The organism is Micromonospora antibiotica, assembly GCF_017599305.1.
Lineage (GTDB): Bacteria > Actinomycetota > Actinomycetes > Mycobacteriales > Micromonosporaceae > Micromonospora > Micromonospora antibiotica.
Map to the genome: position 1 here is coordinate 43,984 of NZ_JAGFWR010000030.1, position 19,043 is coordinate 63,026.

The window sequence follows — 19,043 nt, forward strand, 5'->3', positions numbered from 1 at the left end:
GTTGACGCTACGCGGGCGGTTGACGGCGGCCTTCCTCACGGTGGTGCTCGGTCCGGTGCTGCTCGGCGCGGTCTTGGTCGGCACCACCCTGTCGACGGTGGACCGCACCCGGTCCACCGAACGGCTCGGCCTGGCCGCGTCCGCCGTGCGTACCTCGATCGACGCGTTGTGCCAGCAGTTGCGGGCCGCCGCCGACGCGGTGGCCCTGCGCCCCGACCCGGCGACCCGGGCGGGCGCGGCCGGTCAGGTGGTCAGCCGGGGGTTGGCCACCGCCGTGCTGGTCACCGACGTGACCGGCGGCACCACGTACGCCACCCCGGGTGGGCCGGCGACCCCGTGGCAGGACTGCGCGGGCGTCCGCACCGGCGGACCGGTCCGGGCGCTGAGCGCCCGGGTGGACCTGCGTGACCCGGCGGGCACGCCGCTCGGCGCGGTGGCCGCCGCCGAGGTGGTCGACCCGGCGTTCGTGGCCCGGCTGGCCGCCGCGACCGGCGTCGCGGTCACCCTCCTCGACGACACCGCCGGCCCCGACCGGATCACCCACACCACCGAGACCCGTCGGGTACGCGACGCGGTGCTCGCCGCCGCCGGCACCCTCGACGGTGACCGGGTCACCGCGACCCGGGACGGCCGGTACGTGCGGCGGCTCGGGCCGGCCCCGGGGCAGCCGTTGCCGCTGGTCCTTTCCGTGGCCGGGGAGCGACCGTCGGGCCTGCCGGCGGCACTGGTCGGGGCGGTGCTGCTCGCCGTGGTGGTGGCGGTGCTGACGGCGTGGCGGCTGGCCCGGGTCACCACCCGGCCGTTGGTGGAGTTGGCCGGTGCGGTGGACCGGGTCGCCCGGGGTGACCTGACCGCCCGGGTGCCGGTGCGCAGCCGGGACGAGATCGGCGGGCTCGCTGCCGCGTTCAACCGGATGATCCGGGAGACCGCCGGGTACGTGGCTGCGCTGACCAGCAGCCGGGACCAGTTGCGGGGGCACCTGAGGGTGCTCGGGGACACCCTGGCCAGCACCCACGACCTGCAACGCATCCTGCGGGTGATCCTGCACAGCGCGATCGCGGCGACCGGGGCGCGGGCCGGGGCGGTGCTGCTGGTCGACGACGCCGGGGTGCTCGTCGGGCAGTGCGCGGAAGGGCTGGCCGGGCGTTGCCCGCCGGGCACCGAGCCGGAGGAGTTGCGGGTGCCGGTGGGCACGGGGGTGGTCGGTGCGGTCGCCGCCACGGGTGAACCGCAGCGGGGCCGGGTCCCGCCGGGCCCGACGCCGACCGGCGAACCGTGGTGCGAGACGTACGTGGCGGTGCCGTTCACCGCACCCGGTGGGGACGCCGCCGGCCGGGACCCGGCGGTCGGGGTGCTGGTCCTCTACGACCGGTTGGGCGTCGGCGAGTTCGACGACGACGACCTGGCGACCCTGCGGACCTTCGCCGGGCACGCGGCGGTGGCGGTGGAGAACGTCCGGGTGCACGAGGAGGCGCAGCGGTTGTCGTTGACCGACCCGCTGACCGGGCTGTGGAACTACCGGTACCTGCGTGAGTCGCTGCGCCGTGAGGTGGAACGGGCCAGCCGGTTCGGCCGGATGCTCAGCATCCTCGTCCTCGACCTGGACCGGTTCAAGACCGTCAACGACAGTTACGGGCACGCCGCCGGGGACGCCGTGCTCGCCGAGTTCGCCCGCCGGGTCCGGGGCGAGATCCGCGAGGTGGACCTGGCCTTCCGGCAGGGCGGTGAGGAGTTCGTGGTGCTGCTGCCGGAGACCGACGCCCGGGGCGCGGCGACCGTCGCCGAGCGGTTGGGTGCGGCGGTGCGGGAGGCCCCGGTCGTGGTCGCCGGCCACGCGGGTGTCCCGACCACGATCGCGGTGTCGGTCTCGATCGGCATCGCCGTCTATCCCGACCACGCCTGCACCGGCGCGGAGGTGCTGGACGCCGCCGACGAGGCGTTGTACGCGGCCAAGGGCGCCGGCCGTGACGGCTACCGGGTGGCGACGGCGCGGCCCCGACCGACGCCGGCAGCCGACGGTGCGGTCGAGGAGATCGCCGTACCGGCGGGGGCGACCAGCCCGGACGACGGCCTGCCCCGGGCCGGTCCACCCGTCGGGCCGACCAGCGCCACCCGGCCACCCGCCCACCGGCCGCCCACCGACCGGGTAGCCGGCGACGACCTGCCGACCGACGGGTCGATCGACCTACCTGCCGACGGGTCGACCGGTGGGCCGGCCGGTCGGCACGCCGTCGGTGCTCCCGGTGTGACGCAGCCGGGCGGCGCGTCTTCCGGTCCTCACCCGCCGCGGCAGAGCCGTGGCCGATAGTCTCGCGGCATGTCGGAGCACTCAGCGAACCCCTCAACGACCGCCGCGACCGGTCGCGCCCGCGCGGTCAAGGCCGTGATCCCGGCCGCCGGCCTGGCCACCCGGTTCCTGCCGGCCACGAAGGCGGTGCCCAAGGAGCTGCTACCGGTGATCGACCGACCGGTGCTCCAGTACATCGTCGAGGAAGCCGCCCAGGCCGGCATCGGTGACGTGCTGCTGATCACCGGCCGCGGCAAGACGTCGATGGTGGACCACTTCGACCGTCGCCCCGACCTGGAGGCCCGGCTGGAGGCCAAGGGCGACGCCGAGCGGCTCGCCGCGGTCAAGCGCCCCAGCGAGCTGGCCGAGATCTACACCTGCCGGCAGCCGGAGCAGCTCGGCCTCGGCCACGCCGTCGGGTACGCCGAGTCGCACGTCGGCGACCAGCCCTTCGCGGTGCTCCTCGGCGACGAGTTCGTCAAGCCGTCGGAGCCGCTGCTGCCGGCCATGTTGGAGCTCCAGGCCCGTACCGGCGGGGTGGTGCTGGCGTTCTTCGAGGTCGACCCGGCCGAGACCAAGCGGTACGGCATCGCCTCGGTCGAACCGGCCGAGGCGGAGCTGACCGACATCGGCGAGGTCGTCCGGGTCACCGGCATGGTGGAGAAGCCCCAGCCGGAGGACGCCCCGAGCAACCTGGCCGTCCTCGGCCGGTACGTCCTGCCGGGGCGGATCTTCGACGCGATCCGGCGTACCGAACCGGGCAGCGGCGGGGAGATCCAGCTGACCGACGCGATGGAACTGCTGCGCAGCGAGGGGGTGCCGGTGCACGCGATCGTCTACCGGGGCACCCGCTACGACACCGGCATGCCGCTGGGCTACCTCCAGACAGTCGTGCAGATCGCCGTCGAGCGGGAGGACCTCGGCGCCGAGTTCCGCGCCTGGCTGACCGGGTTCGTCAACAACGGCGACGAGACGGTCACCGCGGCGATCATCAACGGGGTACGCGACACGGCGGGCGGCTCCGGTACATGACCTCGACGGCCGACGCCGAGGCGGCCGCGAACGAGTTGACGCCGCTCGCCGACTACCTGGGCAGCGTGCTGCGCAGGTTGCGCGCGCTGCCCCCGCTCGACCTCGACCTCACCCAGGCGTACGGCAACGTCCTCGCCTCGGACGTCGTCGCCCCGCACTCGTTCCCCGCCTTCGACCAGGCGGCGGTGGACGGGTACGCCGCGCGCTGGGAGGACCTCGTCGGTTACGGCCCGATCCCCACGCAGGGACCGGGCCGGGCGGTGCGGCTCAACGTGGTCGGCGACCTGGGCGCGGCGAGTTGGCGGCCGGTCCGGCTGACCCCCGGCTCGTGTTTCTCGGTGGCGGCCGGTGCGCCGATGCCGATCGCCGCCGACGTGGTGGTGCCGGTGGAGTGGACCGACCAGGGCATGGCGGCGGTGGAGATCTTCCGTACCCCCAAGCGGGGGTACGGTGTCCGTCGTGCCGGTGAGGAGTTGCCCGCCGGTACCGTCCTCGCCCGCGCCGGCACGTACGTCGCCCCGGCGTTGGTGGCCGTGTTCGCCGCCACCGGCATCGGACACGTGGTGGTCCGGCCCAGCCCCCGGGTGGTGATCGTGGCCACCGGCGACGAACTCGTCGACGTGGGCCGGGGCAGCCAGCCCGGTCAGGTGGTGGACGCCAACTCGCACGCGTTGACCGCCGCCGCCGCCGAGGTGGGCGCGTTGGCGTACCGGGTGGGGATCTGCGACGACGACCCGGAGGGGCTGCGTGGCCTCCTGGAGGACCAGACCCTGCGGGCCGATCTGATCATCACCACCGGCGGCACCGGCACCGGCCCCGGTGACATGGTCCGGCGGATCCTGTCCCGACGGGAGGGCGGCCGGGCCGGGCCGGTGACGTTCACCGATGTGGCGCTGTACCCCGGCACGGCCCTCGGGTTCGGTACCGTCGGGGCCGAGGAGGTGCCGGTGGTCTGTCTTCCCGGTGAGCCCGGTGCGGCGTTGATCGGCTTCGAGGTGCTGGCCCGGCCGGCGATCCAGCTGCTGGCCGGTGCGGAGCCGGTGTTCCGGCCGAGCGTACGGGCGCACCTGTTGGAGACCATCTCGTCGCCCGGTGGGCTGCGCGAGTTCCGGCCGGCGCACGTGGCCGAGCGGCGCGGCGGGGGCTACACCGTGCAGCCGCTCAGCGGTGGGCCGTACACCCTCTCCGGGTTGGCCGAGGCGAACGGCCTGATGGTGCTCGGTGAGCGGGTGACCACTGCGGCGGCCGGCTCCACGGTGGACGTGTTGTTGCTGGACCGACGGCGGTGAGCCGGCGCGGGTCGGCCGTCGCCCCGGGCGTGGACGGGAGGTCGGCGCGGTGAGCTGGTTCGGGCGGGTGCCGGGGTGGCCGGTGATGCTGATGGACGGTCCGGTGGTGCTGCGACCGTACCGGCGGTCCGACGCCACCGCCTGGTCGGCGGTTCGTCGGGCGAACCGGGCCTGGTTGGCGCCCTGGGAGTCGCACCTGCCGGGCAGTTGGGACGAGACGAACTCGCCGGCCGCGTTCCGTTACGTGCACGCCGACCAGCGGCGTTCGGCGCGTAGCGGTGAGGGGATGCCGTTCGCGGTCTGCCTGCGCGAGGACGGGCAGGAACGGCTGGTCGGGCACCTGAACGTGGGCAACATCGTCCGGCGGGCGTTCTGCTCCGGCTACGTCGGCTACTGGGTGGACTCCCGGGTGGCCGGGCGTGGGGTGATCCCCACGGCGATGGCGCTCGCCGTCGACCACGCGTTCGGCCCGGGTGGACTGCACCGGGTCGAGGTGAACATCCGGCCGGAGAACAAGCCGTCCCGGCGGGTGGTGGAGAAGCTGGGCTTCCGCGAGGAGGCGTACCACGTGCGCTACATGCACATCGACGGGGTCTGGCGGGACCACATCGGATACGCGCTGACCAGCGAGGAGGTGGCCGCCGAGGGTGGTCTGCTGGCCCGCTGGCACCGGATGCGTCACGAGGCCGGGTGAGTCGTCCCACGGACGGGATCCGGCGCGGCGCGTCGGCATCCCGGTCGGCGGCCCGTAACCTCAAGTAACTGCAAGCTGCGGCAAGCACCGCCCGACCGCAGGATCTGCGTCGAGAGTGATCTTTCGGGGAAGATCTTGCTGATTTCGGTGGTTGCCCCGAAATTCGGTGACGGGAGGGGTGAGGGTGCCGACCTCGGTGCTCCTCGCCGTCCTCGCCGCCGCCGGCCTGCTCGCCCTCGCGCCGGCGCTGGTCCGTCGGTACGACGCCACCGAGCGGCTGGTGGCGGAGCGGGCGCAGTCGACGGCGCGGGTGCTCCAGCGCCGCCGGCGGCGTCGTACCGTCCCCGGTCGGCGACCGGTCAACCAGCCCCGGGCGCTCGTCGTCACCCTCGCCGAGGACGCCACCACCGGGAACCTGGCCGCCCCGGTCTCCGCGCCCCCGGCCCCCGGCCGCCGTGCCGCCCTGTCGGCGTCCGCCCGCCGCTCCGGCCGGCTGCGCGCCGTGCCGCCCGCCCCCCGGCAGGCCCGTCGGCGTCCGCCCCGGCCGCACACCCCGGCCGTGTACCGGCGGCGTCGGGTGCTCGCCGCGCTGCTGCTGCTCAACCTCGTCGAGCTGGTCGGCGTGATCGTGGTCAGCCCCGGCTTCTGGATCAGTTTCTCGGTCACCGCCGGCCTGCTCGTCGTGTACGTCGTACACCTGCGGCGGCGGGCGCTGGCCGAACGCCGTCGGCGGCGGCTACGGGCCCGGGAGGCGGCGTGGCTCGCCGCCCGGCAGGCCGAGGTGCGCCGCGAACAGGCCCGTCGGGCGGCGGCCCGCCGGGAGGCGCAGCGCCGCCTGGCCGCCCAACGCGAGGCGGTACGCCGCACGGCGATGGGCCTGGACCGGCCGACCGACCTGCCGGCGGCGGCCAGCGGGGGTGGTTCGGTGTCCTACCGCCGCTCCGGCGGCCTGCGTGGCCGCCCCTACCAGTCCGGCCGCGACCCCCGCTGATCCCCGCTGGCCCCAGGGCCGGCCCTGCCGCCCCGCTTGCTCGCCCCGCCCGCCCTACGTGCCCGCCCCGCCCGCCCCACCTGCTCGCCCTGCTCGGCTGGTCGGGTCTCCTGATCGACTCTCACGTGGGCCGAAGTGGGCGCTACCGGGGCGCTCGGATACCCCGACGTCGGCTCACCGGTGCGGCGGACCAGCCGGTTCGCGCGGCGGGAGGGGTGATTCGCCCGGGGGGCGGGTGGGCTGTTAGTCTTGCTGCCGGCCCGCCCGGTGAAAGCCGGGTGGGACCGAAGCCGGTTCCATCCGGCGGAGGGGCTGTGGCGCAGTCTGGTAGCGCACCTCGTTCGCATCGAGGGGGTCTGGGGTTCGAATCCCCACAGCTCCACCAGCAACATTCGATCAAGGGCGGGCCCCACTCGGGGCCCGCCCTTGATCGTCGTGGGCCGGGGTCGGTCGACGCCGGCCGGGGCGCTCAGGGGATGGTCACGCCGTAGACGGCGAGCGCCTCGGCGATCGGCTGGTAGAAGGTGGTGCCGCCGCTGGTGCAGTTGCCGCTGCCGCCGGAGAGGATGCCGAGGATCAGCCCGGTCCCGGCGACGTAGAGGGGCCCGCCGCTGTCGCCGGGTTCGGCGCAGATGTTGGTGCGGATCAGCCCGGACACGCTGCCCTCGGCATAGTTGACCGTCTGGTTGAGGCCGGTCACCGTGCCGCACCGCACGCCGGTGGTGGTGCCGCTGCGGCAGACCGCCTGACCCACGTACGGGGTGCCGACGCCGTTGATGGTGAGCAGGCCGGGATAGGTGTAGACGGCGCTCGGGTGGCTGACCCTCCCGGTGTAGCGAACCAGACCGAAGTCGTTGCCGGGGAAGCTGCTGCCGACCCGGCTGCCCAGCACGGTCGTCCCGCCGCTGTCGGCGTACCAGGTCGTCGCGGCGGCGGTGCAGTGCCCGGCGGTGAGGAAGTAGTAGGTGCTGCCGCTGTGCACGTTCGCGCCGAGCGAGCAGCGGGCGCCCCCGCCGTAGACGGCCTGCCCCCCGGCGATGAGCAGGCGCAGCCGGCCGGGCTCCCGGCGCAGGTCCGCGCCGGCCCGCGCGGCGGTGGCGCGCAGCGCGCGTACCTGCTCGGGTGCGACGGTGTCGTCGACGGTGAGCGTCAGGCGACCGGTGACCGGGTCGGGTCCCCAGGCGGTGCCGACGGTCCGCACGTCCTGCACGGTCGGCCCGACGGCCCCGGGAGATGCGGCGGCCGGTCCGGCGGCACCGGGGTGGACGGCGGCCGGGTCGATGCCGCCTGCGTACGCGCTGGCCGGGGTCGCCGGCAGCACGACGACGGCCAGGGCCAGGGCGACGAGCGAGAGACGACGCATCTCCCACCTCCCTCTGGATCGGTGGAGTTCGATTCGTTGAGCATCCGCCGATGCCGGGGCCGATTCAAGCGACGGCAGCGATTCCGGCCCGCCCGCGGTGCTGCCGGGGCTCGGCAACGCAACGGGCCGGCCCCCGTCGAGGGAGCCGGCCCGGCACGGGACCCGGGAGATCAGGGCTTCCAGGAACCCGCCGCCTCGAACCGGTGCTGGTATTCGACCACGCCCTTCTTGTCGGCGACGTCGAACACCACCGCACCGGAGCGCTTGCTGCCGGCCCGGATGTTGCTGCCCGAGTCGAGCATGTCGCCACCGCAGCCGGAGAGCGCGCCGGCCAGCCCGTTGACCGTGGTGCCGTTGTCGGCCACCCACTGGAAGTAGAACGGGTTGATCGACGCGGTGCCCTTGGTCACCGTGGCGGTGACGTCGGCGATCAGGTACATGCCCTTGTCCGGCGGCGGGGCGAACGAGCGGCACCCTTTGGTCGAGGTGCTGAAGCTGCGGACGGTGATCTCGATGGTGCCGTCGTCGTCGCTGATCACCAGCGTCTCGCCGGCCTTCAGGTTGAACGTCTCGTCGTCGGTGGACGACGGTGCCGCCGACGGCCTCCCGCCCGGCAGCGTCGGCGCGGCGGTGGCACCGGGGGTGGGCAACGAGCGTTCCCAGTCATCGGCCGCCTCGTTGGCCCGGTTGCCCCCGACGACCGCGGCGACCACGATGCCACCGCAGCAGAGCAGCACCAGCACGGCGACCACGATGCCGATGATGATCCAGACCTTCTTGCCCGACGAGCCTCCCGGCGGCGGACCCAACGGATAGCCGGGCGGAGCCGGAGCACCGGGCGGCGGCGGATAGCCCCCACCCGGCGGCGGGTAACCCCCACCGGGCGGCGGATAGCCCGCCCCGTGAGGCGGGTAGCCCGCACCGGACACCGGCGGGTAGCCCGCGCCAGAGACCGGCGGGTAGCCCGCGCCAGAGACCGGCGGGTAGCCCGCGCCGGACACCGGCGGTGCCGTCCCCGGCTCGTACGACGGGTACGGCTGTCCCGACGTGGGCGGCGGCGGGTACGTCGGCTGTGGTGCTGCGGAGACCGGCGGCTGCGGCGCGTACGGCGACGGCGGAGCGTACGGGTCGGTGGAGTAGGTCGATTGCGGCGGTTCGGGGACCGGGGGCGGCGGGGCGGTCGGATCGACCGGGGGCGGCTGGTTGGGGTCCTGCGGCCCGGAAGGGGGTTGGGGCTGGCTCACCGTACTCCTCGCACACGGTCGTCACTCGGGAAAGCTGGTGGTGCTGACGAAGGGGTCAGCGTAGTGGCAGCACCGCCGCCGTGCGGACCAGATCGCCCTCGATCACGAACCGGCCGGTGACCACCGAGGGTGGATCCGCCACGGTGGCCGCCGACACCCGCGCCGGGTCGATCCGGGCGGTGAAGACGCCGGTGTCCGGGTCCAGGTCGACGGTGGCGTCCAGGAAGTCCAACCAGGAGCCCACCACCGGGTGCCAGACCTTGTAGACGGTCTCCTTGGCGCTGAACACCACCACCGGCCAGCTCACCCCGGCCGGCAACCGGGCCAGCCGGTCGGCCTCCTCGGGGCGCAGGATCATCCGGCGTACCCCCGGGTCGAGTTCCCGGTGCCGCTCGGCGTCCATGCCGACCGCACGCAGGTCGGCGCGGCGGGCGACCGCGGCGGCGCAGTAGCCCCGGGTGTGGGTGATGGTGCCGATCAGCCCGGTCGGCCAGACCGGTGCGCGGTTCGGTGCGGCGGGGACCGGCGTGGCCGGCAGGCCGAGGGCGGTCATCGCGCGTCGGGCGCAGACCCGACCGGCGGTGAAGTCCCGTCGCCGGCTCTCCACGGCCCGTTCGCCCAGCCCGGCCCGCTCCTCCGGGAGCAGTTCACCGACCCAGTCGGCGCCCTCGGCCACCGCCACCGAGACCGCCGCCGGCAGCAGGTCACGCATAACCCACCCCTCTCCGGTACGACCACCGCCGGGTCCGCCCGGTGTGCGGACCATCGGCCATGGTTGGTGAACGTACCGCAACCGGGCGACACCGGAGGGTCCCGTCGTGGTGGCCGGCCCCGGCACCCGGGGTCGGCCACCACGACGGGTCAGCGGCGGCGGGGGCGGCGGGTCAGCGCGAAGCCGAACACCCCGGCCACGGCGGCGAGCACGCCGCCGACCGCGCTCCACGCCCAGCGGGAGCCGAGCGCGGGCAGCCAGTCGCCGTCGAACCAGTCGTCGTCGGCGTCGGCGGGTGCCGCCGCCGGTTCGCCGGTCAGCACCGCGCCGGCCTTGGTGTTCGGCACCAGCGGCGCCTTCAACTCGCCGTCGTCGCGCGAGCCCTCGCCCTCGGCGGAGACCAGCAGCTCCACGTCGACGGGGAGCCCCAGGTCGGGTTCGGGCAGGTCGGTGACCGACAGCCGGACGTAGTAGGTGCCGGGCAGCGGGTCGGCCGACCACGGCTCCGCCCAGGACCGCACCTGACGCAACGTGCAGCCGAGCGCCACGCTGCCGGCGGAGGCGGCCACCGTCGGGGTCTGCGCCCCGGCCGTGCACGCCTGCCGGCGGCGCAGCCCGTCGAACACCTCCACCGTCCAGGTGGACGCGCCGGTGCGGGCCTTGGGCAGGGACACCGTGGCGGTGATGTCGTGCCGCTGTCCCGCCGAGGCCGGGAACGACCAGTACAGGAAGTCGCCGGTGGAGGCGTCCACCCGGACCGGTTGGCCGGCCGCGATGCCGGTGGCGGTCAGGAAGGACGTGCCGGCCCGGGTGACCGGGGTGGCGCCGGGGGAGGGGGTGGGCGCGGCCGAGGCGGGGGCCGGGGCGGCGAGCAGGGTGAGTCCGGCCGCGGCCAGTGCCGCGCCGGTCCGCATGATCGGGGTACGCATCGTCAGTTCGTCCTCCACGTCGCCACCCACCAGCGGGTGAGCAGCCCGACGACCAGGCCGGTGAGTAGGCCGGCCAGGGTGAGCAGGAGCAGCAGCACCCAGCCGCGCCCCAGGTCCGGCGCGGTCGGGGCGGGTGACGAGGCGACCACGTCGATGGTCAGCTCGACCGGCATGCCCGGCTCGGCCCGGGTGCCCGGGCGGGGTGCGAACGCGTTGCTGACCACCAGGCAGACCGTGGTGGCCGGGACCGGCGCGTCGCTGGCCGACGGGCTCGGCGACGCCCCGTCCTCCGCCCCCGACCAGCGCAACCCCGCCGACACCACGTCGGTACGACCGCTGCCCGCGTCGACGCCCCGGACCAGTTCCCGGCCGTCGGCGGTGGTCGCCCGCAGCAGCACCGCGTGGTCGGGGTTCACCGGCCGGTCCAGCGCCACGCTGACCGAGGCGCGCAGCTCCTGCCCCGGTCGGACGGGCACCCGGTACCAGCGGTGCTCGGAGAACGCCTCCCGGTCGGCGTAGACGCCGGGGGCGAGCAACGGGGCGTCGGCGCACCCGGCCCGGCCGGTGACCACCGTCGGTGCGGCGGTGTAGGTGTCCTTCGCGCGCTCGACGAGCTGCTTGATCCGACCGGTCAGCTCGTCGGCGCTCTGGGCCGCCGTGTAGGTGCCGCCGGTGGCGGTGGCGATGCAGAGCAGCTGCTTGCGGACCTTCTCGTCCGGGGCGAGGCCGAGCGTGTCGACCACCAGTTTGGTGCCCTGGGCGGCCAACTCCCGGGCCACCTCGCACGGGTCGGGCGGGGCGCAGGTGTCCTCGCCGTCGGTGATCAGCACGATCCGGCGGGCGGTCGTGCCGGTGCCGAGGTCCCGGGCGGCGGAGCGCAGGGCCAGCCCGACCGGGGTGAAGCCCGTCGGGCGCAGCGTCGCCACCGCGGCCTTGGCGGCGGTCCGGTCCACCGGGCCGACCGGCACGATCTGCTGGGTGTCCAGGCAGCCCTGCTTCTTGTCCTTGCCCCGGTAGGTCGCGCCGAGCACCCGGATGCCGAGCTGGGTCTCCTCGGGCAGCGCGTCGACCACCTCGTTGAACGCCTGCTGGGCGACCGAGATCCGGCTGCGTCCGTCGATGTCGTTGGCCCGCATCGAGCCGCTGACGTCGAGGACCAGCTCGACCTTGGGTGGCTCGGCGGGCTCCTCGTTGTCGGCGAGGGCCGGCACGGGGCCGGTCAGCGCGGTCGCCGCCAACACTCCGATCAGGACGGTCGTTGATCGTCGTCTCGTGTTGATCACCGGGCGAAGTGTAGTGAGATCCACTGTGGAGATTCGTTGGGGTGCACCCGGGCGAGTCTCGACCACGGGATCGTCGGCCCGGCACGGTGCGTCGGCGGCCCGGTGTGAGATCGATGACCGTCGACCGTCCGTTAGATGCTAGATGTAAAGCATTTGCCGCGCGACGCATCGGTCGGAAATCTGACCCAAGTCGACCCGTTGTGCCGGTGGCATAACGTGGTTAAGCTCTCCATGCGCGCCCCAATCGCCCGCTTCCCCCGTGGCAGGCGATCGGGGCGCGCCCTTTCGTTGCGGCACACTCGTGGGACACCCCTCCCGCGCCACCGCTCCCGGTGCCGCCGACGGTTCCCCCCGGAGATCCCGGCCGACGCGATCCGCCTCCGGTCTTCCGCCCCGCTGCCGGCCCGTCGTCTCCCCGGCCCGCCAGGTGTCTGATCCCGACCCGTGGTGCCTGCGGTGTCGGCCGGCACCCTTCCGTCTGCCCTCGTCCACTGTGGTGCCTGGTGACGACCGTCCCGGAACGCGCCGGACCCGCCTCGACCGGTCGGGTCGGGCGGGTCCGGGGCAGACGCGCAACGGTGGACGGGGTGGGTCAGATCCAGCGGCCGTCCAGCCACATCCGGGCGGACCAGTCGTCGTACGGCAGGAGGTTGCCGACGAAGATGGGATAGAAGTAGGCGAAACAGAGCGCCACCAGCAGCACGTACGCGCCGACGATGACCCCGCCGATCAGCCGCCGGTCGGCGAGCTGCTCAGCCGTGGCGGCATCGGCCTGCGCGACCATGACCGTGGCCTTCGGGTCGACCGGTCGGCCGACGTCCGACCCCGGGTCGTCGGGTGCGGTGCCGTCCGGTGGCGTGCCGTCCGGGGCGGTGCCCGCCGGTGGCGTGTCGTCCCGGGCGGTGCCGTCGGGTGTGGTGCCGGGCTGGGCGGTGCCGTCGGGTGGTGTGCCGTCGGGGACGGTGCCGGGCTGGACGCGGCCGGTCGGGGTGGTGGGGTCCGGGGTGGTGGGCGTGGCGATCGCGCCGAGCACGTAGACCACCGCCAGCACCAGGAACGGCAGCGCCGGGGCGGCATAGAAGGAGAACATCGTCCGGCCGTCGAGGGCGTACCAGAACCAGGGCAGCAGGCCGGCGGCGACGGCCGCCAGGATCGCCCCGGCCCGCCAGTCCCGACGGGCCACGCCGAGCCAGAGCGTGGCGGCCAGGGCCGGCAGGAACGACCACCAGAGCAGCGGGGTGCCCAGGAGCAGGATCTCCGAGGCGCAGGTCGGCGCACCGCAGGCACCGTCACCGGACCAGTGGAACGCCACCGGCCGGCCCAGCAGCAACCACTGCCACGGCCACGACTGGTACTTGTGGGCGGTCTCCAGGCCGGTATGGAACTCGAACGCCGCCTTGTGGTAGTGGAAGAGGTTGTTGAGCGCGCCGATGATCGGGGTGTCGTTCAGGCCCGGAAGGTTCGGGTACTTGGCCGCGGACCGGTAGTAGCCCTCGTCGGAGAGCAGCCACCCCGACCAGCTCAGCACGTACGTCCCGACCACCAGCAGCCCGGCGAGCACCAGCCAGGGCAACTCGTCCAGGAGCGCGTCGCGCCACGGCCGGCGGGCCCCGGCCGACCGGCGGACGCCGACCTCCCAGAGCAGCACCAGCAGCCCGAAGACCGGCACGAAGTAGATCCCGCTCCACTTCACCGCACACGCGCAGCCGAGCAGCACCCCGGCGAGCAGCCGCCACCAGGGCCAGTTCCGCCAGCCACCGGCGGGTCGGCCGGCCCGACCGGGGAGGCTCGGGTCGAGACCCTCGTCGAGGGCGCGGGCCCAGCGCCGTCGCCGGGCGTCCCGGTCGAGCACCAGCGCGCCGAAGGCGGCGAGCACGAACAGCAGCAGGAAGATGTCGAGCAGCGCGGTGCGGGAGAGCACCAGGTGGAAGCCGTCCAGGGCGAGCAGCAGACCGGCGGCGCAACCGAGGGTGGTGGAGCGGAACAGCCGGCGGGCGATGCGGGTCAGCAGCAGCACCGAGACGATGCCGGCGAGCGCGGCGCCGATGCGCCAGCCGAACTCCGGGGCGGTGGTCATCAGGTGGCCCGGTACGGAGATGTTGGTCTCCGCGTCCTGGTAGCCGAAGGCCCACTCACCGAGCCCGATCAGCCACTTGCCCAGCGGCGGGTGCACCACGTAGGAGGGACCGTTGTCCTTGTAGTTCCACTCGACGCCCTTGTCGATCAGGCCGTAGCCGTCCCGGGCGTAGTAGATCTCGTCGAAGATCTTGCCTTTGGGGCTGCTCAGCCCGAGCAGGCGCAGGACGGCGGCGATCGTCACCACCACGGCGGTGGCGATCCACGAGTTCACGTCCAGCCGGGTCTCGACGGTGGCCAGCCTGCGGCGGATGATCGCCGGCACGCCGCCTCCTCCGCCCTGGGGAGGCGGGGCCTCCGGGTCGGTCCGGTCCGCGCTCGCACTCTGTGCTGTCGACGCACTCGTCACCCGGCGATCGTAGGCTGCGAAGGTGCCCGGTGGCGCCCATCGTCCCCGAGATTGGTACGACTATCGATGAAGGAGCGCGTCTCGTGGGTGAAATGTCCGAGATTGGGCGCCTGGTTCTGCTCGGTGCGCCACTGGGCAACCCGGCCGACGCGTCCACTCGGCTCCGCGATGTCCTCGCCACCGCCGACGTGGTCGCCGCCGAGGACACCCGCCGGCTGACCCGGCTCGCCCGCGATCTCGGCGTCACCGTCGGCGGCCGGATCGTCTCCTACTTCGAGGGCAACGAGGAACGCCGTACCCCGGAACTGGTCGACGTGCTCCGGGAGGGTTACCTGGTCGCGCTGGTCACCGACGGCGGCATGCCCAGCGTCTCCGACCCCGGCTACCGGCTGGTCACCGCCGCCCTCGACGCCGGGGTGCCGGTCACCGCCGCGCCCGGCCCGAGCGCCGTCACCACCGCCCTGGCCCTGTCCGGGCTGCCCAGCGACCGGTTCTGCTTCGAGGGCTTCCTGCCCCGTTCACCCGGCGGCCGGCGGGCCCGGCTCAAGGCGCTCGCCGCCGAACCGCGCACCCTCGTCCTCTTCGAGGCCCCGCACCGGATCGCCGCCGCCCTGACCGACCTCGCTGCCGCGTTCGGCGTCGACCGGCCCGCCGCGCTCTGCCGGGAGTTGACCAAGACCTACGAGGAGGTCGTCCGCCGGCCGCTCGGCGAACTGGCCGACTGGGCGGCCCAGGGTGAACCGCGCGGCGAGATTACCCTGGTCGTCGCCGGGGCCCCGGAAACCCCCGCCGAGCGCCCCGACGACGACACGCTGCGGGCCCGGGTGGCCGACCGGGAGGCCGCCGGCATGTCCCGGCGGGACGCGATCAGCGACGTGGCCACCGGGTACGGGCTGCGCCGCCGGGACGTGTACACCGTCGTGCACCGCTGAGCCGTGGTACGGGCCGATCCGCTGGACCGCGACGCGCGCCGGCCCGCCCGCCTCACCAGGCGGCGACGAGGAAGCCGAGGGTGATCAGCACGGGCCCGGCGTACCCGCCGCCGGTCGCCCAGCGGCGCTGCCGGGGGTCGGCCAGCAGGCTCGCCCCGGTCCACCGGACGATCCCCGCCGAACAGCCGGCCACCGCCAGCAGGCCGAGCAGCCAGCGCAGGTGCGCACCCGCCCCGGTGTCCACGTACGCGGTGTCCGCGCCCGGCCCGGTCACCCGCGCCGGCAGCGTGGTGCCGGTGTCGGTGTGATCGGCGGGGACCCCGCTGACCCGTATCCCGTGGACCAGGAACCGGTCGTCGTCGGCGGCGAAGATGCCCCGGCAGCGTTGGGTGAGCCCACCGCCCGAACAGTGGGTGATCATCACCGTCCCCTTCGTGGAGTGCCCGACGGCCAGCCAGAGGGGCCCGGCGCTCACCCAGGCGAAGAACGCCGCCACCAGGCTCAACGCCAGCAGTACGGCGAGCCCCCGCACCGGGTCCGGCGGATGGGTGAGCCGGGTGGGCCGGGGTCGGCGCGGGGACCGCAGCCGCTGCTTCGGCTCCTTGCGCAGCGGGGTGCCGTCCCAGTGCACCTGTTCGATCGGGGCCCAGAAGAAGGAGTCGTCGTCCGTACCGCCGTCGGGGGAGCGGCCGGGGCGGTGCTTGCGCGGTTGACGGACCGGGACCCGCCGGGGCACCGCGTCGACCGGCGCTCCGGTGGTCGGCTCGACCTCGACGGTCGCGTCGTCCGGGCCGGGGACGGGTCGGGGCTGCGGGGCGACGGTCGACCCGCGCGGCGGCGGGCCGTCCCCGGGGCCCGGACGCGGTGGTCGTCGGGTGCCCGCCGTCGATTCGTCGTGCCCCGATCGTCTGCCCGTCACGTCAGCCATTGGACACCGCGTGGCGCTCGGTGTCCGTGAGTTGACTCCGCGTGTCGGTGGGCAATTCCGGTGGACGACAATTCCCGCCGGTGCGGCGCGGGTGACCCTATTGGTTCGCCGCCCCCCGACCCGGGTCACTAGGCTTGCTGGTCATGAGTCACGTTCTCGCCGCGGTCGCCTGGCCCTACGCCAACGGTCCGCGCCACATCGGCCACGTGTCCGGCTTCGGCGTACCCTCCGACGTCTTCGCCCGGTACATGCGGATGGCCGGTCACGACGTGCTCATGGTCTCCGGCACCGACGAGCACGGCACCCCGATCCAGGTGCAGGCCGACGCCGAGGGGGTCACCCCGCGCGAGCTGGCCGACCGGTACAACCGGGTGATCGCCGAGGACCTGCTGGCGCTGGGCCTGTCGTACGACCTGTTCACCCGGACCACCACCCGCAACCACTACGCGGTGGTGCAGGAGCTGTTCGCCGGGCTGCACCGCAACGGCTACATCGTCCCCAAGGTCACCACCGGGGCGATCTCCCCGTCCACCGGGCGGACCCTGCCCGACCGCTACATCGAGGGCACCTGCCCGATCTGCGGCTACGACAGCGCCCGCGGCGACCAGTGCGACAACTGCGGCAACCAGCTCGACCCGATCGACCTGATCGATCCCAAGTCCAAGATCAACGGCGAGACGCCGGAGTTCGTGGAGACCGAACACTTCTTCCTCGACCTCCCCGCCCTCGCCGACGCGCTGCGCCAGTGGCTCGACACCCGCGAGGGCTGGCGGCCCAACGTGCTGCGCTTCTCCCGCAACCTGCTCGACGACCTCCAGCCCCGGGCCATCACCCGGGACCTCGAATGGGGCGTGCCGATCCCCCTCGAAGGCTGGCAGGACCGCGGCGACAAACGGATCTACGTCTGGTTCGACGCGGTGATCGGCTACCTCTCCGCGTCCATCGAGTGGGCCCGCCGCACCGGCGACCCGGACGCGTGGCGCAGGTGGTGGTCGGCCGACGGGGAAGGCAAGGACTCCCCGGGCTACTACTTCATGGGCAAGGACAACATCGTCTTCCACTCGGTGATCTGGCCGGCCCTGCTCGGCGGCTACTCCGGGGCCGGGGCGCACGACGGCCAGCCCGGCGAGCTGGGCCGGCTCAACCTCCCCACCGAGGTCGTCTCCAGCGAATACCTGACCATGGAGGGGCGCAAGTTCTCCTCGTCCCGCAAGGTCGTCATCTACGTCCGGGACTTCCTGGAACGCTACGACGCCGACGCGCTGCGCTACTTCATCGCCGTAGCCGGCCCGGAGAGCAACGACACCGACTTCACCTGGGCCGAGTTCCTCCGCCGCAACAACGACGAACTCGTCGCCGGCTGGGGCAACCTGGTCAACCGGTCGGTCTCCATGGCGGCCAAGAACTTCGGCGCGGTCCCGCCGGTCGACCCGGCCGGGCTCACCGAGGCCGACGAGGCGCTGCTCGCGGTGGCCCGCGCCGGCTTCGCCACGGTCGGCGACCTGATCGCCCGGCACCGGCAGAAGCAGGCCATCGGCGAGGCCATGAAGGTCGTCGCCGAGGCCAACCGCTACCTGTCCGAACAGGCCCCCTGGAAGCTCAAGGCCGACGCCGACAAGCCCCGGATGGGCACCATCCTGCACGTCGCCCTCCAAGTGATCAGCGACGCCAACACCCTGCTCACCCCGTTCCTGCCGCACTCCGCGCAGCAGATCCACGAGCTGCTCGGCGGCACCGGCGTGCACGCCCCGATGCCGGTCCTCGAAGAGGTCGACGACCTCGACGGCGGCCCCGGCTACCCGGTGCTCACCGGGGACTACACCGTCGGCGCGCGCTGGGAGTCCGTGCCGCTACCCGCCGGCCGGCCGCTCACCGCGCCCAAGCCGGTCTTCCGCAAGCTCGACCCGTCGATCGTCGACGAGGAACTGGCCCGGCTGGAGAGCTGACCGGCCGCCACGGACGGGCAACGGCCCCGGGGGAACCCCCCGGGGCCGCGCCGGCACAACCGTCAGGCGCGGGCCATCGACGGCGCACCGACGAACTCCATGAGCGCCCGGTTCACCTCGGTCGGATGCGTCCACGGAATGCCGTGCGGCGCACCCTTCAGGGTGACCAGCTTGCCGTTGGGCAGCATCGGCGCCAACCGCTGACCCGTCTTCGGGTACGGCAGCACGTTGTCCTTGTCGCCCTGGATGATCAGCACCGGGACGTCGATGTTGGGCACGTCGCCCCGGAAGTCGGTCTGCCAGGCGTCCACCGAGTCGTGGGTGCCCTTGGCCGACGCCTGCGCACCGATCTGCCAGTGCGCCCGGTACGCCTCCTCGCTGACCCACTTGCCCCTGTTCTCCGAGTAGTTGAAGAACGCGTCGCAGAACTGGGTCAGGTAGGCGAACCGGTCCGCGATGATCGCCTGCTGGAACCCGTCGAAGAGGCTCTTCTCGACACCCTCCGGGTTGTCCTTCGTCTGCAACAGGTACGGCGCCAGCGGCGCCATCAGCACCGCCCGGTCCACCCGGTCCGCCCCGTACGTGCCGAGGTAGCGGGTCACCTCACCGGTGCCCATCGAGTGACCCACCAGGATCGTGTCGCGCAGGTCCAACTCGGTCATCAGCACGTCGAGGTCGGCGGCGAACGTGTCGTAGTCGTAGCCCATCGTCGGCTGGGCCGAGCTGCCGAACCCGCGCCGGTCGTACGTGATCACCCGGTACCCGGCCGCGAGCAACGGACCCGACATCTTCTCCCAGGTCGCCCCGTTGAACGGGAAGCCGTGGATCAGCACGATCGGCTGACCCTGACCGTGGTCCTCGTAGTACAGGTCGATGGGGGCGGAGTTCTCCGTACCCACGGTGATGAAGGGCATGCGCTTCTCCTGAT

General features: G+C 73.7%; 15 protein-coding genes and 1 tRNA gene. 8 read left to right on the top strand and 8 right to left on the bottom strand.

Annotated elements, in window-relative coordinates; all coding sequences use genetic code 11:
* Position 1 precedes the first annotated feature (1 nt).
* From JQN83_RS29350 to JQN83_RS29375, 6 genes are all read left to right on the top strand, one after another.
* The gene (locus JQN83_RS29350) at positions 2 to 2,308 is read left to right on the top strand and encodes a GGDEF domain-containing protein (RefSeq protein ID WP_208570389.1); all 2,307 of its coding nucleotides are present in this window, start codon (positions 2 to 4) and stop codon (positions 2,306 to 2,308) included.
* 9 nt (positions 2,309 to 2,317) lie between these two features.
* Positions 2,318 to 3,319, top strand: a complete 1,002-nt coding sequence (locus tag JQN83_RS29355; RefSeq protein ID WP_208570390.1) for a UTP--glucose-1-phosphate uridylyltransferase — start codon at positions 2,318 to 2,320, stop codon at positions 3,317 to 3,319.
* Positions 3,316 to 4,608 (top strand): molybdopterin molybdotransferase MoeA, encoded by a 1,293-nt coding sequence (locus JQN83_RS29360; protein WP_208570391.1) that lies wholly within the window; start codon positions 3,316 to 3,318, stop codon positions 4,606 to 4,608. The genes JQN83_RS29355 and JQN83_RS29360 overlap by 4 nt, the downstream gene beginning before the upstream one ends.
* 85 nt (positions 4,609 to 4,693) lie before the next feature.
* Positions 4,694 to 5,302, top strand: a complete 609-nt coding sequence (locus tag JQN83_RS29365; protein ID WP_208570421.1) for a GNAT family N-acetyltransferase — start codon at positions 4,694 to 4,696, stop codon at positions 5,300 to 5,302.
* A gap of 178 nt (positions 5,303 to 5,480) precedes the next feature.
* Positions 5,481 to 6,293 carry a divisome protein SepX/GlpR gene (gene sepX, locus JQN83_RS29370; protein ID WP_208570392.1) on the top strand — a complete coding sequence of 271 codons (813 nt, stop codon included), beginning with the start codon at positions 5,481 to 5,483 and terminating at the stop codon, positions 6,291 to 6,293.
* 308 nt (positions 6,294 to 6,601) lie between these two features.
* A tRNA-Ala gene (locus tag JQN83_RS29375) sits at positions 6,602 to 6,678 on the top strand.
* 84 nt (positions 6,679 to 6,762) lie between these two features.
* On the opposite strand, the gene JQN83_RS29380 is transcribed toward JQN83_RS29375, so the two are convergent.
* From JQN83_RS29380 to JQN83_RS29405, 6 genes are all read right to left on the bottom strand, one after another.
* The gene (locus JQN83_RS29380; RefSeq protein WP_208570393.1) at positions 6,763 to 7,656 is read right to left on the bottom strand and encodes a S1 family peptidase; all 894 of its coding nucleotides are present in this window, start codon (positions 7,654 to 7,656) and stop codon (positions 6,763 to 6,765) included.
* Positions 7,657 to 7,826: 170 nt separating this feature from the next.
* Complete coding sequence (locus tag JQN83_RS34270; protein ID WP_208570394.1) at positions 7,827 to 8,900, bottom strand: DUF4352 domain-containing protein; 1,074 nt, start codon at positions 8,898 to 8,900, stop codon at positions 7,827 to 7,829.
* A 55-nt stretch (positions 8,901 to 8,955) separates the two neighbouring features.
* The gene (locus tag JQN83_RS29390) at positions 8,956 to 9,612 is read right to left on the bottom strand and encodes a 4'-phosphopantetheinyl transferase family protein (protein WP_208570395.1); all 657 of its coding nucleotides are present in this window, start codon (positions 9,610 to 9,612) and stop codon (positions 8,956 to 8,958) included.
* Positions 9,613 to 9,761: 149 nt separating this feature from the next.
* On the bottom strand, positions 9,762 to 10,541 hold the full coding sequence (locus JQN83_RS29395; protein ID WP_208570422.1) for a peptidase: 780 nt from the start codon (positions 10,539 to 10,541) through the stop codon (positions 9,762 to 9,764).
* A gap of 2 nt (positions 10,542 to 10,543) precedes the next feature.
* Entirely contained in the window at positions 10,544 to 11,824 is a 1,281-nt protein-coding gene (locus JQN83_RS29400) for a VWA domain-containing protein (protein WP_208570396.1), read from the bottom strand.
* Between the two features lie 592 nt (positions 11,825 to 12,416).
* The gene (locus tag JQN83_RS29405; protein ID WP_307799876.1) at positions 12,417 to 14,309 is read right to left on the bottom strand and encodes a phospholipid carrier-dependent glycosyltransferase; all 1,893 of its coding nucleotides are present in this window, start codon (positions 14,307 to 14,309) and stop codon (positions 12,417 to 12,419) included.
* A 92-nt stretch (positions 14,310 to 14,401) separates the two neighbouring features.
* On the opposite strand from JQN83_RS29405, the gene rsmI reads away from it, so the two are divergent.
* Positions 14,402 to 15,241, top strand: a complete 840-nt coding sequence (gene rsmI, locus JQN83_RS29410) for a 16S rRNA (cytidine(1402)-2'-O)-methyltransferase (protein WP_244253450.1) — start codon at positions 14,402 to 14,404, stop codon at positions 15,239 to 15,241.
* Positions 15,242 to 15,293: 52 nt separating this feature from the next.
* Here the strand turns inward: rsmI and JQN83_RS29415 are convergent, their stop codons facing one another.
* Positions 15,294 to 16,169, bottom strand: coding sequence for a hypothetical protein (locus tag JQN83_RS29415; RefSeq protein ID WP_372444173.1), 876 nt, complete (start codon positions 16,167 to 16,169; stop codon positions 15,294 to 15,296).
* A gap of 143 nt (positions 16,170 to 16,312) precedes the next feature.
* Between JQN83_RS29415 and metG the strand changes: the two genes are divergently transcribed.
* Positions 16,313 to 18,115, top strand: coding sequence for a methionine--tRNA ligase (gene metG, locus JQN83_RS29420; RefSeq protein WP_208570398.1), 1,803 nt, complete (start codon positions 16,313 to 16,315; stop codon positions 18,113 to 18,115).
* A 62-nt stretch (positions 18,116 to 18,177) separates the two neighbouring features.
* Here the strand turns inward: metG and JQN83_RS29425 are convergent, their stop codons facing one another.
* Positions 18,178 to 19,029, bottom strand: a complete 852-nt coding sequence (locus JQN83_RS29425; RefSeq protein ID WP_208570399.1) for an alpha/beta fold hydrolase — start codon at positions 19,027 to 19,029, stop codon at positions 18,178 to 18,180.
* Between the last annotated feature and the right edge of the window lie 14 nt (positions 19,030 to 19,043).